At 62.7% G+C, this 14,735-nt stretch carries 19 protein-coding genes; 6 read left to right on the plus strand and 13 right to left on the minus strand.

All coding sequences use genetic code 11. From position 1 onward, the window contains the following. Nucleotides 1-155: 155 nt before the first annotated feature. On the plus strand, nt 156-1,268 hold the full coding sequence (gene leuB / locus JQ574_RS09800) for a 3-isopropylmalate dehydrogenase (protein WP_212204078.1): 1,113 nt from the start codon (nt 156-158) through the stop codon (nt 1,266-1,268). Nucleotides 1,269-1,436: 168 nt separating this feature from the next. Here leuB and JQ574_RS09805 read toward each other — a convergent pair whose 3' ends face one another. Next, nucleotides 1,437-1,817 (minus strand): hypothetical protein, encoded by a 381-nt coding sequence (locus JQ574_RS09805; RefSeq protein WP_212204079.1) that lies wholly within the window; start codon nt 1,815-1,817, stop codon nt 1,437-1,439. 142 nt (nt 1,818-1,959) lie between these two features. Then, the gene (locus JQ574_RS09810; protein WP_212204081.1) at nt 1,960-2,553 is read right to left on the minus strand and encodes a hypothetical protein; all 594 of its coding nucleotides are present in this window, start codon (nt 2,551-2,553) and stop codon (nt 1,960-1,962) included. A gap of 74 nt (nt 2,554-2,627) precedes the next feature. On the opposite strand from JQ574_RS09810, the gene JQ574_RS09815 reads away from it, so the two are divergent. Further along, a complete protein-coding gene (locus JQ574_RS09815; protein WP_212204083.1) occupies nt 2,628-3,662 on the plus strand; it encodes an aspartate-semialdehyde dehydrogenase in 1,035 nt (344 codons plus the stop codon). 65 nt (nt 3,663-3,727) lie between these two features. Here the strand turns inward: JQ574_RS09815 and JQ574_RS09820 are convergent, their stop codons facing one another. After that, the gene (locus JQ574_RS09820; RefSeq protein WP_212204085.1) at nt 3,728-4,378 is read right to left on the minus strand and encodes a carbonic anhydrase; all 651 of its coding nucleotides are present in this window, start codon (nt 4,376-4,378) and stop codon (nt 3,728-3,730) included. Between the two features lie 101 nt (nt 4,379-4,479). On the opposite strand from JQ574_RS09820, the gene JQ574_RS09825 reads away from it, so the two are divergent. Beyond that, entirely contained in the window at nt 4,480-5,358 is an 879-nt protein-coding gene (locus tag JQ574_RS09825; RefSeq protein WP_212204086.1) for a CoA ester lyase, read from the plus strand. Nucleotides 5,359-5,542: 184 nt separating this feature from the next. On the opposite strand, the gene JQ574_RS09830 is transcribed toward JQ574_RS09825, so the two are convergent. The 3 genes from JQ574_RS09830 to JQ574_RS09840 form a co-directional block, all read right to left on the minus strand. Continuing rightward, nucleotides 5,543-6,331, minus strand: a complete 789-nt coding sequence (locus tag JQ574_RS09830; RefSeq protein WP_212204087.1) for a hypothetical protein — start codon at nt 6,329-6,331, stop codon at nt 5,543-5,545. Between the two features lie 42 nt (nt 6,332-6,373). Next, nucleotides 6,374-6,979, minus strand: coding sequence for a 3-isopropylmalate dehydratase small subunit (gene leuD / locus JQ574_RS09835; protein WP_212204088.1), 606 nt, complete (start codon nt 6,977-6,979; stop codon nt 6,374-6,376). Nucleotides 6,980-7,086: 107 nt separating this feature from the next. Beyond that, nucleotides 7,087-7,485 (minus strand): metallopeptidase family protein, encoded by a 399-nt coding sequence (locus JQ574_RS09840; RefSeq protein WP_212204090.1) that lies wholly within the window; start codon nt 7,483-7,485, stop codon nt 7,087-7,089. A gap of 137 nt (nt 7,486-7,622) precedes the next feature. On the opposite strand from JQ574_RS09840, the gene JQ574_RS09845 reads away from it, so the two are divergent. The 3 genes from JQ574_RS09845 (at nt 7,623) to JQ574_RS09855 (ending at nt 9,009) form a co-directional block, all read left to right on the plus strand. Continuing rightward, nucleotides 7,623-7,949 carry a hypothetical protein gene (locus JQ574_RS09845; protein ID WP_212204092.1) on the plus strand — a complete coding sequence of 109 codons (327 nt, stop codon included), beginning with the start codon at nt 7,623-7,625 and terminating at the stop codon, nt 7,947-7,949. A gap of 454 nt (nt 7,950-8,403) precedes the next feature. Continuing rightward, nucleotides 8,404-8,586 carry a hypothetical protein gene (locus tag JQ574_RS35665; RefSeq protein ID WP_212204094.1) on the plus strand — a complete coding sequence of 61 codons (183 nt, stop codon included), beginning with the start codon at nt 8,404-8,406 and terminating at the stop codon, nt 8,584-8,586. Nucleotides 8,587-8,694: 108 nt separating this feature from the next. Then, nucleotides 8,695-9,009 (plus strand): hypothetical protein, encoded by a 315-nt coding sequence (locus JQ574_RS09855; RefSeq protein ID WP_212204095.1) that lies wholly within the window; start codon nt 8,695-8,697, stop codon nt 9,007-9,009. A 71-nt stretch (nt 9,010-9,080) separates the two neighbouring features. Here the strand turns inward: JQ574_RS09855 and JQ574_RS09860 are convergent, their stop codons facing one another. The 7 genes from JQ574_RS09860 to trmD all read right to left on the minus strand — a co-directional run bounded on the left by JQ574_RS09860 (nt 9,081) and on the right by trmD (nt 14,735). After that, on the minus strand, nt 9,081-10,778 hold the full coding sequence (locus tag JQ574_RS09860; RefSeq protein WP_212204096.1) for a methyl-accepting chemotaxis protein: 1,698 nt from the start codon (nt 10,776-10,778) through the stop codon (nt 9,081-9,083). Between the two features lie 237 nt (nt 10,779-11,015). Beyond that, on the minus strand, nt 11,016-11,306 hold the full coding sequence (locus JQ574_RS09865) for a DUF1330 domain-containing protein (RefSeq protein ID WP_212204097.1): 291 nt from the start codon (nt 11,304-11,306) through the stop codon (nt 11,016-11,018). Nucleotides 11,307-11,423: 117 nt separating this feature from the next. Beyond that, nucleotides 11,424-11,633 (minus strand): hypothetical protein, encoded by a 210-nt coding sequence (locus tag JQ574_RS09870; protein ID WP_192739332.1) that lies wholly within the window; start codon nt 11,631-11,633, stop codon nt 11,424-11,426. A 102-nt stretch (nt 11,634-11,735) separates the two neighbouring features. Continuing rightward, complete coding sequence (gene leuC / locus JQ574_RS09875) at nt 11,736-13,142, minus strand: 3-isopropylmalate dehydratase large subunit (protein ID WP_212204098.1); 1,407 nt, start codon at nt 13,140-13,142, stop codon at nt 11,736-11,738. Between the two features lie 77 nt (nt 13,143-13,219). Further along, nucleotides 13,220-13,354: a hypothetical protein gene (locus JQ574_RS35475; protein WP_283813707.1), complete on the minus strand. Its 135-nt coding sequence runs from the start codon at nt 13,352-13,354 to the stop codon at nt 13,220-13,222. Nucleotides 13,355-13,493: 139 nt separating this feature from the next. Beyond that, nucleotides 13,494-13,874, minus strand: a complete 381-nt coding sequence (gene rplS / locus JQ574_RS09880; RefSeq protein WP_212204099.1) for a 50S ribosomal protein L19 — start codon at nt 13,872-13,874, stop codon at nt 13,494-13,496. 114 nt (nt 13,875-13,988) lie between these two features. Next, entirely contained in the window at nt 13,989-14,735 is a 747-nt protein-coding gene (gene trmD / locus JQ574_RS09885; RefSeq protein ID WP_212204102.1) for a tRNA (guanosine(37)-N1)-methyltransferase TrmD, read from the minus strand.

Raw genomic sequence — 14,735 nt, forward strand, 5'->3', positions numbered from 1 at the left:
GCCGCCTTGCCAATCCGCTCGGGGCGTTTTAGCACTCCCGCGGAATCCTCCGCTGTCATGCCCGGGCTCGACCCGGGCATCCATCGTCTTCAAGAAGCTGGATTGCCGGGTCAAGCCCGGCAATGACAACCAAACAAGCTCCGAGGTAACTGATCATGGCGACCCATAAACTGCTGCTTCTCCCCGGCGACGGCATCGGCCCCGAAGTGATGGGCGAGGTGCAACGCCTGATCGACTGGCTCAACGCGCAAGGCATTGCCCGTTTCGAGACCGAGCAGGGGCTGGTCGGCGGTTCCGCCTATGACGCCAGCAAGCAGAGCATTACGGATGCGACCATGGCGCTGGCCACGGCGGCCGATGCCGTGATTTTCGGCGCGGTCGGCGGCCCGAAATGGGACGCCGTGCCCTATGACGTGCGGCCCGAAGCCGGCCTGCTCCGGCTGCGCAAGGACCTCGGCCTGTTCGCCAATCTGCGCCCGGCGGTGTGCTATCCGGCGCTGGCGGAGGCCTCCAGCCTGAAGCGCGAGATCGTCGAAGGCCTCGACATCATGATCGTGCGCGAACTGACCGGCGGCGTCTATTTCGGCGAGCCGAAGACCATCACCGATCTCGGCAACGGCCAGAAGCGTGCCGTCGACACCCAGGTCTATGACACCTACGAGATCGAGCGCATCGCCCGGGTCGCCTTCGATCTCGCGCGGAAACGCCGCAACAAGCTGACCTCGATGGAAAAGCGCAACGTCATGAAGTCAGGCGTGCTCTGGAACGAGGTGGTGACGCAGGTGCACGCCCGCGAATACAAGGACGTGACGCTGGAGCATCAGCTCGCCGATTCCGGCGGCATGAACCTCGTCAAGGCGCCGAAGGCGTTCGACGTCATCGTGACCGACAATCTGTTCGGCGACATGCTGTCCGATATCGCGGCGATGCTAACGGGATCGCTCGGCATGCTGCCCTCGGCCTCGCTCGGCGAGATCGACGCCAAGACCAGGAAGCGCCGCTCGCTGTTCGAGCCGGTGCACGGCTCGGCGCCCGATATTGCCGGAAAAGGCCTCGCCAATCCGATCGCGATGATTTCCTCGTTCGGCATGGCGCTGCGCTATTCGTTCGACATGGGCGCGCTCGCCGACAAGGTCGACGCGGCGATCGCCGCCGTGCTCGCCAGCGGCCTGCGTACCGCGGATATCAAGTCCGAGGGCACCACGGCGGCCAGCACCACGCAGATGGGCGATGCGATTTTGAAGGAATTGCAGAAGCTGCACGCGTAAGCGAAGAAACTCTCCACTCCGTCGTCCCGGCCTTGAGCCGGGACCCATAACCACCGTCGGTTATGATGGCGAAGAAAGTCGTCGAGCACCTTTAGTAGATCGACGGGCCGCGGCGTATGGGTCCCGGGTCAAGCCCGGGACGACACCAGTTGGTTTAGTTCAATAGGCTCAATACAGCGGGAAGCGCTGCGGATAGCCGCCGAGGTCCGAGGGCGGGCTGAGCGGCTGACGGTCGATCGGGCGATTGAGATTCTCGCGCCCGAATGACGGGTAGCCGAGATCCGGCGGAAACGCATAATCCTGGAATTTGCGGTCACCCGGCAAGACTTCGGTGCCGGCGTCGAGCCAGGAGCGCGTCGTGACGTAAACGCGGGTATTCGGCCCTTGCTGATAGACCCGGTTGGGGCCGCTGCGTCCGTAGTACGGGCGGCCATCCTTGTCGTAGCGCTGGTTGGACTGGGCGCTGGCTTCCGTCACGCCGACCGCAACGAGGGCGGCTGCCGCAAGCAACACCACGAGCTTGCTCGCAGCAGGGAATTTAGGGGTCATCGCATCCTCGTCATTGCCGGCCCTTCGGAAACCGGCGGATCGCCAAATCGGGTTGGTCTTCATTGTAGCTGTCGCGGGGTGGTCGTCACTAGGTCAATTGGGCCACACCGGACCATATAATGCCGGCACTGGCGAAAAAGTTTCATGAAAACCAGTATCTTGGCAAGCCGTGGCAATTAGAAGGCGCCGCGCAATTGCGGGTTGTCTCCGCCGTCAGCCAATTCGCCGACAGGCCGGCATGGCCGAGTTCGCCGCCCGGGCGATAGATCTCGAGTTCGGCGACCGGCCTTCTGTCGGCGCCGCGCCACCGGAAGTCCCGGCGGCCGCCCTTGGGGTGCCGGAAAATCTCATAAGCCTCTGTTTTGTCATGCGGATCAAACTGGCTGACGGCAAAAGCGCGCGACGAGCGGTCGAGCAGGCTCCAGGCACCCCTCAATGAGGCGTCGTTCAATGAGGCGTCCCTCGACGAGGGGTCCATCGCTGCGAGATCGGGCAATTGTTCCCACAGCGCCATGCCGCCCATGGCGAGCAGGGCCAGGGTCACTACATACGCAACCAGCCGTGCCAGCGTACCGCAGACCTTGTCCGCAAAGCTGGTCAGCGCCGGATGGATTCTCGTCGTATAATGGGACTTGCAATGGGACCTGGCCGGTTCGGCCGAAAAGGACTGCATCAAACGCCCAAACGCTACTGTCAAACCTCCTTGCAAACGTTGTCTTGAGGGTGTTTCTCGCATAGAAGCGCTGCCTTCTCCCTTTCCGCCGCGGGCGGGGGGGGGGGGGGACGCCATTTTTCGTCGGAGAGTGAACGATGGGTTACAAAGTCGCGCTGGTCGGAGCGACCGGCAATGTCGGGCGGGAAATGCTCAACATTCTCGACGAGCGCAAATTCCCCGCGGACGAGGTGGTGGCGCTGGCGTCACGGCGCAGCGTTGGCGTGGAAGTTTCGTATGGCGACCGCACCCTGAAGTGCAAAGCCCTTGAGCACTACGATTTCTCAGATATCGACATCTGCCTGATGTCGGCAGGCGGCGCGGTGTCGAAGGAATGGTCGCCGAAGATCGGCGCCGCCGGCGCCGTGGTGATCGACAATTCGTCGGCATGGCGGATGGACCCGGACGTGCCCCTGATCGTGCCCGAAGTGAACGCCGACGCCGTGACCGGCTTCACCAAGAAGAACATCATCGCCAATCCGAACTGCTCGACCGCCCAGCTCGTGGTGGCGCTGAAGCCGCTGCACGACAAGGCCACCATCAAGCGCGTCGTGGTCGCGACCTATCAGTCGGTGTCGGGCGCCGGCAAGGATGCGATGGATGAGCTGTTTTCGCAGACCAAGGCCGTCTACACCAACAGCGAACTGATCAACAAGAAATTCCCCAAGCGTATCGCCTTCAACGTCATCCCCGAGATCGACGTGTTCATGGAGGACGGCTACACCAAGGAAGAGTGGAAGATGATGATGGAGACCAAGAAGATTCTTGATCCCAAAATCAGGCTGACCGCGACTTGCGTGCGCGTGCCTGTCTTCGTCGGCCATTCGGAAGCCGTCAATATCGAATTCGAGAATCCGATCACCGCCGATGAAGCCCGCAACATCCTGCGCAACGCGCCGGGTTGCCTCGTGATCGACAAGCAGGAGCCCGGCGGCTACGTCACGCCGTATGAGGCGGCAGGCGAGGACGCCACCTATATCAGCCGCATCCGCGAGGACGCGACGATCGAGAACGGCCTGTCGCTGTGGTGCGTCTCTGACAATCTGCGCAAGGGTGCGGCGCTGAACGCGGTGCAGATCGCCGAATGCCTGATCAACCGCAAGCTGATCACCGCGAAGAAGAAAGCGGCGTAGCTGCCGGCGAATAGTGAGTAGCGAATAGCGAATGGAAATTTCCCTTATTCGCTACTCGCCATTCGCTACTCGCCCACCATCTCACTAACACCGCGGAATTCCTTCGCGGTCTGGTCGAGCACGAACAGCGAGCCTTCGGCGACGCCGAAATAGGCGCCGTGCAGTTCCATTTCGCCGCGCTCGACGCGCGCGCGCACGAACGGAAACGTCAGCAGGTTTTCCAGCGAGCGGAAGATCGCGGCTTTCTCGATCCGGACGGTGAAATCCTGCATCGTTTCGCGCTCGCGCTGTTCGACGACTTCGCCCGGCTTGATGAACATCGCCATCCAGCGCCCGATGAAATCGCCCGGCGACAACGGATCGATCTTATCGATGAAGGCCTTGATGCCACCGCACTGGGCGTGGCCGAGCACCACGATATGCTTGATGCGGAGCACGTTAACCGCATATTCGAGCGCCGCGGATACGCCGTGGGCGCCGCCGTCAGGCTGATAGACCGGTACCAGATTGGCGACGTTGCGGACCACGAACAGTTCACCCGGGCCGGCGTCGAAAATGACCTCCGGGGAGACGCGGGAATCGCAGCAGCCGATCACCATGACAGCGGGTGACTGGCCGCGTTCGGACAGTTCCCGGTAGCGTGACTGTTCCGTAGGCAGTCGCTGCGAGGTGAAGGTCCGGTAGCCGTCGAGCAGATGTTGCGGAAATGCGGTCATGGCCCTTGCCTAACCATAGACCGATGACAGGAACAAGGCTTTCGGGCGGCCGTTTGAAATGATATCGCGTGGGGTTCAATAACACCTCAGGAAACCAGCCCATGATCCGTCCGCGCCGCAGCCTGTTGTTCATGCCCGGATCGAACGCGCGGGCGCTGGAAAAGGCGCGCAACCTTGCCGCCGACGGTATCATCCTCGACCTTGAGGATTCGGTGGCGCCGGACGCCAAGGCGCTGGCCCGTGACCAGATCGCCAAGGCGATCGCGGCCGGCGGGTTCGGCAAGCGCGAGGTGCTGATCCGGGTCAACAGCCTGGAGACGCCGTGGTGGATCGACGACGTCACGATGGCCGGCAAGGCGCGGCCCGACGGCATCCTGGTTCCCAAGGTTTCCAGCGTCGCCGATCTCGGCGCCATCGCCAATCGCCTCAGCGACATCAACGCGGATACCTCGATCCGGGTCTGGGCGATGATCGAGACTTCGCGCGCGGTATTGGATGCGGACAAGCTCGCCGCGGCGTCGAAGGATTCGGAAACGCGCCTTGCGGGCTTCGTGTTCGGGCCGAACGACATTTCGCGGGAGACGCGCATCCGGATGCAGCCGGGCCGCGCCGCGATGATCCCGATGATCATCCACTGCATCCTGGCGGCACGTGCGCATGGCCTCGAAATCCTCGACGGGCCGTACAGCGATATCAGCAACGTCGACGGCTTTGCGGTTGAATGCGCGCAGGGGCGCGATCTCGGGTTTGACGGCAAGACGCTGATCCATCCGAGCCATATCGAGGCCTGCAACGCGATCTTCACGCCGCCGGCGGAGGAAGTCGCGGAAGCCCGCAAGATCATCGCGGCGTTCCAGCAGCCCGAAAACGCTTCCCGCGGCGCCATCCAGCTCGACGGCCGCATGGTGGAACGGCTGCACGCCGACATGGCCAAGCGCACCATCGCCATTGCGGACGCGATCTCCGCGATGGGGCATTAAGACTAGTTGAGAGCGGCGGTCTCTTCCCTTCTCCCCTTGTGGGAGAAGGTGGCGCGAAGCGCCGGATGAGGGGTTCTCTCCTCACGGTAAGATTTGAATCTGAGGATAGGGACCCCTCATCCGGCGCGCTTCGCGCGCCACCTTCTCCCACAAGGGGAGAAGGAAGAAGATGCGGCGTGCCGGTTTATTTACCAAACTTCTCCGTCGCCCAGGCGTAGAGGCTGCCAGGCACAGGCCTCTGCCCGCCGCGGCCCTTCGGCGAGATGTGCAGCCCGATAATCGCGGGATCGGCGAGCAGCGCCGAATAATCTGACGGCTCGAAAAACAATTTCGGTTCCGCATGCACCGCATAAAACGATTGCTTCGGCAGCGCGTGCTGCAATTCGTTCGACCGGCGCGCGAGTGCGGTGAGCGCGGCCGGACCGAAGATTGCGACGCGAATATCCGAGAGGCGGTTCGATCCGCCGCGCAGTTGCCGCAGCTTGAAGGTCAGGCGATGGCGCAGCGCCAGCCAGTCCGGCGTCAGCTCGTCCTGCTTCATCAGATTTTCGAACGCCGTCACGATCGGATCGCTAGGGGGCAGATACAAAACCGAATTGCCGAGTTGGCGCGGCCGCTCCCAGGCGAAATAGGGCTTTGCAGGATCGATCTCGACCGGCTTCAGCAGCAGGACATCCGCGTCGAGCCACAGGCCGGCCTTCTCCGCCATCAGCCGCATGCGGAAGAAATCGCTGAATTGCAGAATGGTCCAATCGCGCCAGCTGCCGTCCGGCTGCGGCGAGCGAAGCCGCTCGGAAAAGGAATGCGGCAGGATCGCTTCGGCCTCGGCGTTGCCGACGCCGTCAGGCAGGTCGGCAAGCGGCTCGAAACTGTAGACGGTGACCTTGTGGCCCGCCGCGACCTGCGATCGCAGGCAGGTCAGCCGGAGCGCATCGAGCGGGCCATGCCAGAAGGTGACGACGTCAGGCCGCATCGGCGTCGCCTCACTATTGTCGAGCGAGGCCGCGACCCGCGATCAGGCCCAGGCGCGCTCTTTTTTGGCCTTGGCCTCGTAGCTGTCGATGGAAGTCTTTTTCTCCATCGTCAGGCCAATGTCGTCCAGACCGTTGAGCAGGCAATGCTTGCGGAACGGGTCGATCTCGAACTTCACGGTGCCGCCGTCGGGGCCGCGGATTTCCTGGGCCGCGAGATCGATGGTCAGCGTCGCGTTGGCGCCGCGCTCGGCGTCGTCGAACAATTTGTCGAGGTCGTCCTGGGTGACGCGGATCGGCAGAATGCCGTTCTTGAAGCAGTTGTTGTAGAAGATGTCGCCGAACGAGGTCGAGATCACGCAGCGGATGCCGAAATCCAGCAGTGCCCACGGCGCGTGCTCGCGGCTCGAGCCGCAGCCGAAATTGTCACCGGCGACCAGCACCTTGGAATTGCGGTAGGCCGGCTTGTTGAGGATGAAATCCGGATTCTCGCTGCCGTCATCCTTGTAGCGCTGTTCGGAGAACAGGCCCTTGCCAAGGCCGGTACGCTTGATGGTCTTCAGATACTGCTTCGGAATGATCATGTCGGTGTCGACATTGATGATCTTCAGGGGCGCGGCGACGCCTTCCAGTGTGGTGAACTTGTCCATCGAACGTACTTCCCGGCTGAATGAGGGATAGGGACGCTGATTTATCGCGAAATCGCCCCCGGCAAAAGGCCAATTTGCGCAATCCTACCCCGCTCCTAGGCTCCTCCTTAAGTTTCCTGGGCCTCAATCGCCTCCATATCGGCGTCCGACAGGCCGAAATGGTGGCCGATTTCGTGGATCAGGACGTGGCGGACGATGTGGCCCAGCGTTTCCTCATGCTCCGCCCAATAGTCCAGGATCGGTCGCCGGTAGAGCCAGATCATGTTGGGCAGGCGGGCGACGTCGTTATTGCTTTGCTGCGGCAGGCCGACGCCCTGGAACAGGCCGAGCAGGTCGAACTCGCTTTGCGCCTGCATCTCGTCGAGGATCTCGTCGGTCGGGAAATCGTCGACGCGGATGATGACGCCCTCGCACAGGGTTCGAAAGCCCTTTGGCAGGCGCTCGAAAACCTCATGCGCCATGGCTTCCATTTCGGCGAGCGACGGTGCTTTTGCTTCCTTCCACATCGCACCTGTTTAGCGCGTGTTGCTCCAGCGCGCCTACTCATTTTGCGCGCCTACTGATCTTGAATATCATCGCAAGGTTGACCTTGGCGCGGCAATCGGAGACCGTACGGCCCGATAACAGGCTTTGGGTGGGCGGAATGAAGCGGATTGCGACGGCGGCGGTAGCGGCGATTTTGACCGGATTCTTGTTGCCGGGTGGCGGCGCACAGGCTCAGACGGCACCGTCGGGGGTGCGCACCGCGCAGGCGCCGAAGCCGGCCGCCACCGATGCGTCCGCACAACGCCGGCGGCCGCTCCGCCGCGTGCCGATCTACCGGCAGGACCCGTGGGAACCCGATGTCTATCCGCGTTACAATCCGGGGCCGAATGCGGTGCGCAGTTGCACCGCGACCTATGTGCAGGAATACCGGCCGAGCGGTACCGTCATCACGCCGCGCATGAACTGCTACTGGCGACCCGGTTAGCGCCGGCGCGCTAGCGTCCAAATCGATCAGCGTTCCAAATATCTCTGCGCCGGCGGGCCATGAACGAGAATGGCCGTCGCCACGCGCGACCTCGAAGCGTTCATGTTTGAAATCATGACGGGCTCATGAGTGCGGAGTGTCCGCAGCGATGCAACGGCAGTCTGCGCCGGCTTGACGCGCCGCTGAAATCAATCGGAACCGATGTACACGCTCCTTGTTCATCTTCGCGGCGCAGTCATTCAGTTCGCATTCACGTCCTCAGCTTCAAGCTGTGAACTGCGTCGCGGCGTAGCCGCTGCTTGTCGAGCACCGCTCGCCACGAACGTGACATTCCGAGGACCAAGGAGACTACATATGCAGGTGATGAAAGTTCTGGGGCTTGCCGCCTTTGGCGTCATGCTCGTTATAGCCGCTCCGACTGAGCGCGCTAACGCGTTGTCGCTGAGCAACCCCGGTGCTGGCGCCGCCGTCCAGGAGGAGGTCAAGCCCGAGACGACGGAGGCGGGATGGCGACATCGCCATCATCGCTGGCATCGTCACCACCATCATCGCTGGCACCGTCATCATCACCATCGTCGGCATCACCATCATCACCATTATCGCCGCTGGTGATCGCGAGTTTGCGGATTTGAAGTGAGCAGGTCCGTTCATCGCGGGTCTGTTTTCACTTCAAGTTTACTGCCATGAAACGGGCGCCATTGCTGCCTGTTATTTGATGATCCTGAATCAGAGGAGGTAGATCGTCATGAAGATGTTGATCGGAGCAGCTGCTGTCGCTGGCGCTCTGGTGTTTGCCGGCCCGGCGGCGGTCAATTCGGCCGCCGCGGCATCGCCGCAAATGAAGCAACAAACCGCCGGCACGTCAGGTGCGACCGACTTCAGCGCGCAGCGCTATTACCGGCGCCACTATGGTTACGGCTATTATCGACCGTATTACCGCTCATACTATCGCCCGTATTACGGACCCCGCTATTACGCGCGGCCCTCTTACTACCGGCCATATCCCTATTACGCACCGGCGCCGTTCACATTCGGCTTCGGGTTCGGGCCGTATTGGTAACGGGCGCGGCCATCGCGCTCAGGAGACGAGCGCGATGGCGTTGATCCCGTTTTCGCGGAGCGAGAAGCGGATCAGGCGGCGCGAATGAGATCGAGGAACGTGTTGACGTCGGCGCGCAGCTTCTCCGACTGATGGCTGAGGTCGTCGGCCGCCGTCAGCACTTCCGACGCCGCGGCGCCGGTCTCGTTGGCGGCGTCATTGACGCTGCCGACGTTCGAAGATACCTCGGTCGTCCCCTTCGAAACTTCCTGGATGTTCTGCGCGATGTCGCGGGTCGCAGCGCTCTGCTGCTCGACCGCGGCGGCGATCGCCGTGGCGATTTCGTTCATCTGGGCGATCGTCGTCCCGATCGCCTTGATGGCCGTCACGGCGTTGCCGGTCTCCTGCTGGATCGCGGCGATCTGGGCTGAAATATCCTCCGTCGCCTTGGCGGTCTGGGTGGCAAGCGCCTTCACCTCGGTGGCGACGACGGCAAAGCCCTTGCCGGACTCGCCAGCGCGCGCCGCTTCGATCGTGGCGTTGAGCGCCAGCAGGTTGGTCTGCGACGCGATGTTCTGGATCAGCGAAATGACTTCGCCGATCTTCTGTGCCGCTTCGGCCAGGCCCTCGACGGTCTTGTTGGTGCGGTCGGTCTCGGCGACAGCAAGGTTGGCGGTCTGGGACGCCTGCGCCACCTGGCGCGAGATTTCGCTGATCGAGGCATGCAGTTCCTCGGTCGCCACGGCAACCGTCTGCACGTTCGCGGAGGCGACGTCGGAGGCGTTGGCGACGGCGGTGGCCTGCCGGCTGGTTTCCTCCGCCGTTGCCGTCATGCTGCCGGCGGTGGCGTGCATCTCGGCCGACGCCGCGGTCAGCGTTTGCAGGGCTTCCGAGATCTGGACGTCGAAGGTCGCGATGTAACCTTCGATGGCGCGCTGACGGGCTTCCTTGCGGACCTGCTCCTCGCGCTGTTCGGCTTCGAGGCGTCGCGCCGTCATCGCATTTTCCTTGAAGACGGTGAGCGACTTGGCGAGACCGCCAACCTCGTCGGTGCGGCCGGCACCGACGATCGAAATATCGAGATCGCCCCCGGCAAGCTTGGTCATTTCAAGCGTCATGCGCCGCAATGGTTGGGCGATCTGGCCGAACGCGATCCAGCCGAGGATGGCAAAGGCCAGCAGCAGGCCGACAATCGCCCCGACCACCAGCAAGAGACGGGTGTAATCGGCGCTGGCGACGCTCGCGTCGCGCGCGGCGCGCATGGCGTCCGTATTGATGGTGATGAGTTGCCCCACTGCTGCGATCGCGGTCTGGCGATGCTTGGCCGCAACATTGCGCGAATAGGCGAAGGCTTCTTCCATCTTGCCCGCGGCCGCCAGTTCGAACACCTTGGCGCTGGCGACCCGGCGGTCCTTGACCGCGGTTCGCATTGTGTCGATCAGTTGGCGCTGCTCGGGAGCAGTGGTGACGGTCGCCAGACGATCGATTGCTGCCAGCGTGGCATCGGTGGCCTTGCCATAGGACTCGACGTTCTGGCTGATCGCCTTGGCGTCGGTGCCGGAGAGGATGACGTTCTTCTCGCTCACCGCGGCGCTGTTGAAATGGCTTTCGGCCTGCAGGCTGTATTGCACCCGCATCGCGTTGCCGTCGACCAGGCTCGCCGCCGTCGCGGACAGGTTGCTCAGCGCTATCGAGGCCTGGACGACGATCCCGACTGCCACAAGGGCGACGATCGCGGCAGGCACCGCGATCTTGGCAATAATGGGCAGGTTCTGAAATCTGGCGATCATTTTCTCGAGTCTCGCTTGAGGAAAATTTGCGCTGCCGAACCGTTGCGGCGGCCCCGGGGACCGCTCGTGACACGGCGCCGCGTCGGATCAAGCCCTCAACACGAGGGGATCCTAAAGGCAGCTATCGATTTTCTGATTGGTTAAGGAGGAGTTTACCAGCCGGCCCTTAGCAAAGTGTTGACGCTGTCAGTAACGGGCTCCTTGAACGCGGTCCTGGCAAAACCCGGCGACCCAGCCCTACCCCAAACCCTTGGCCAGCAAGACGATGCCGTCCGCACCGGCTTTGCGGTCCCTGGATATTTCCAGATACTCCGGCGAGTCTGCAAAGGCCCGGAACGCGGCCTGGTCGGGAAACGACATCAGCACCAGCTTGTCGCGATCCCACACGCCCTCCAGCACGGCCGGCCCTTCATCCGCCGACAACAGCCGGCCCTGGAATTTTTTGAACACGTCGAAGAAGCGCGCCTGATAGCGGTCATAGGCGGCGCGGTCGGTCATCTTCAATTGCACGATCACATAGACGGTCATGTCCAATCCTTCTCGCGAGCGAGTTCAACATTACCAATGCTGGCAAATCTAAGCTGAAACAAAACAGGCGCCCGCTGGGGCGCCTGTTTTTTGCATGCGGTGATGAGCGCGACGGGCTCAGTCCCAGTCCTTGCCCTTCCAGGGCTTGATCTTCCATGGCGTTAGCGCTTCCAGCCGCCATTCCCGCCAATGCTCGGGTGGCCAGTTACTGAGGCGCCTTGTATCCTTTGGCGTGGCGGGAACGAGATCGACGATACGCGAGACGTTGCGCCGGCTCTGGCGCGTCGCCTCGCTGATCATATCGACATATTCTGGTTTATCGGCCACGTCAGGCTCCTCGCGATGAGTTCATTCCCGCTGAGGAACCAGTCTGAGCCCTGCGCCTTAACGAGGCGTTGCCGGAACGCCTCGATGTTGAGGCAACCAGCGTTACCGCCAGTCCCTGATATCGACAAAATGCCCGGCGATCGCCGCCGCGGCCGCCATGGCCGGCGACACCAGATGCGTGCGGCCCTTGAAGCCCTGCCGGCCCTCGAAATTGCGGTTCGAGGTCGAGGCGCAGCGCTCTTCCGGCGACAGCTTGTCGGGGTTCATGGCGAGACACATCGAACAGCCCGGCTCGCGCCATTCGAAGCCGGCCTTGATGAAGATCTTGTCGAGGCCTTCGGCTTCCGCCTGCTCCTTTACGATGCCCGAGCCCGGCACGATCATCGCGCTGACGTGACCGTTGACGGTCTTGCCTTCGGCGACCTTCGCCGCCGCGCGCAAATCCTCGATGCGGCCGTTGGTGCAGGAGCCGATGAACACGCGGTCGAGCTTGATGTCGGTGATCTTGGTTCCCGCGGTCAGGCCCATGTATTTCAACGCGCGATGCTTTGAGAGCCGCTTGGCTTCATCGGCGATCTGGTCGGGGTCCGGCACCATGCCCGTGATCGACACCACGTCCTCAGGCGAGGTGCCCCAGGTCACGATCGGCGGCAATTTGGCCGCATCCAGCCGGATCTCGTGGTCGAAATGCGCGCCGTCGTCCGAGCGCAGGGTTTCCCAGTAACGCATCGCGGCGTCCCACGCCTCGCCCTTCGGCGACATCGGACGGCCCTTGAGGAATTCGAACGCCTTTTCATCCGGCGCGATCAGGCCGGCGCGGGCGCCGCCTTCGATCGACATGTTGCAGACCGTCATGCGGCCTTCCATCGTCAGCGCGCGGATTGCATCGCCGGCATATTCCAGCACGTAGCCGGTGCCGCCGGCGGTGCCGATCTCGCCGATGATGGCCAGGATGATGTCCTTGCCGGTGACGCCGTCGGGCAATTTGCCGTCGACCACCGCGCGCATGTTTTTTGCTTTTTTCTGGATCAGCGTCTGGGTTGCCAGAACATGCTCGACTTCGGAGGTGCCGATGCCGTGCGCCAGCGCACCGAACGCGCCATGGGTGGAGGTGTGGCTGTCACCGCAGACGATGGTGGTGCCGGGCAGCGTAAAGCCCTGCTCGGGGCCGATCACGTGCACGATGCCCTGGCGCTTGTCGAATTCGTTGAAATACGTGATGCCGAATTCCTTGGCGTTATCGGCCATCACCCGCATCTGCTCGATGCTTTCAGGATCGGGATTCGGCTTCGAGCGATCGGTGGTCGGGATGTTGTGGTCGACCACGGCCAGCGTCTTCTCCGGCGCGCGAACCTTGCGGCCGGTCATGCGCAGGCCTTCGAACGCCTGCGGCGAAGTCACCTCGTGCACCAGATGGCGGTCGATATAGAGCAGGCAGGTGCCGTCATCGGCTTCGTGCACCAGATGGTCGTTCCAGATCTTGTCGTACAGCGTGGTGGGTTTTGACATGAGCGTAAGCTCCAAAATGATTCTGTGTGAGCGGTCAGCGCGGTTATCAGCGCAAGCAACGGACAGTCAGCGCGGCATCAAAGGCCGCAGCTAAGCTCAGACGTCGCCGAGGTCGCAAAGCGTCCGAAGAAGCGGCCGGGCAGGCGTGAGCGGTCGTCGATCACGAAGGGATCGACGCGCTGGCCTGCAAAGCTGGTCTGATCTGGAACCATTTTAAATTTCTAACACAGGGGCCGCGCCCGCGACAATCAATCGATTAGCCGGGTGCCATTACCTAAATATGCATGACCCAACAAAAAAGCGCGGGGCAAAACCCCGCGCTTTTGGTCACATCCCCCTGCAGGAGACGAATTACTCGCCGACGGCGGTCGCGCGCTCGGTCTTCTCGACGATGCGGGCCGACTTGCCGCGCAATTGGCGCAGGTAATACAGCTTGGCGCGACGCACCTTGCCGCGGCGCACCACCTTGATCGAGTCGATCATCGGCGACATCACGGGGAAGACGCGTTCCACGCCTTCGCCGTAGGAAATCTTGCGAACGGTGAAGCTCTCATTGAGCCCGCCGCCGGAACGGCCGATGCAAACGCCTTCATAGGCCTGCACGCGGGTGCGCTCGCCTTCGACCACCTTGACGTTGACGATCACGGTGTCGCCGGGTCCGAACTCGGGGATGGTCTTGGTCGCGGCCAATTTGTCGAATTGCTCTTTTTCGAGCTGTTGAATGATGTTCATTGAAATCTCCATCGGCGGCGCGCCCAGCCAGTCCAGCGCGGGCTGCGCGAACGTCCATCTATCCTGCTGTATGCTGCGGATTTGGCGCCCGTATAAGGCATCAAAGCGCGCTTGTCACCCGTCTGTCGTGCTTTTTGGGCGTTTTTGGCGCGCCTTAATCGCCCACAAATCCGGCCGCCGCGCCCTGGTCAGGGCTTCAGCCTCGGCCTGACGCCAGGCGGCGACCTTGGCATGGTCGCCTGAAACGAGGATTTCCGGGATGGTCCGGCCCTCGAACTCCTGCGGGCGGGTATATTGAGGGTATTCCAGTAGTCCCTCGGAAAAACTCTCTTCGGTCCCCGAGGCCTGTTTTCCCATCACCCCCGGCAGGAGCCGGACACAGGCGTCGACCAGCACCATGGCGGCGACTTCACCGCCGGACAGCACGTAATCGCCGATCGAGACCTCCTCGAGGCCTCGGGCCGCAATGACCCGCTCGTCGATGCCCTCGAACCGGCCGCAGACGATCAGCGGCCCGGGACCCGCCGCAAGCTCGGCGACCCGTGACTGGGTCAATGGCCGACCCCGCGGGCTCATCAGGAGCCTTGGTCGATCGTTTGGACCGGACTGGCCGGTATTGGCGGCGTCGATCGCCGCTGCCAGCACGTCGGCGCGCAGCACCATGCCGGGCCCGCCGCCGGCGGGCGTGTCGTCAACGCTGCGGTGGCGGTCGGTGGCCGATGCCCTGATGTCGCGGGCTTCCAGCGCCCACAGCCCGGAAGCCAGCGCCTTGCCCGCCAGACTGACGCCGAGCGGGCCCGGAAACATGTCCGGGAATAGCGTGAGGATGGTGGCGCGCCAGGGACTTTCAGAACAGGTCAT

It is taken from the genome of Bradyrhizobium sp. AUGA SZCCT0158, assembly GCF_018130065.1.
Classification (GTDB): domain Bacteria; phylum Pseudomonadota; class Alphaproteobacteria; order Rhizobiales; family Xanthobacteraceae; genus Bradyrhizobium.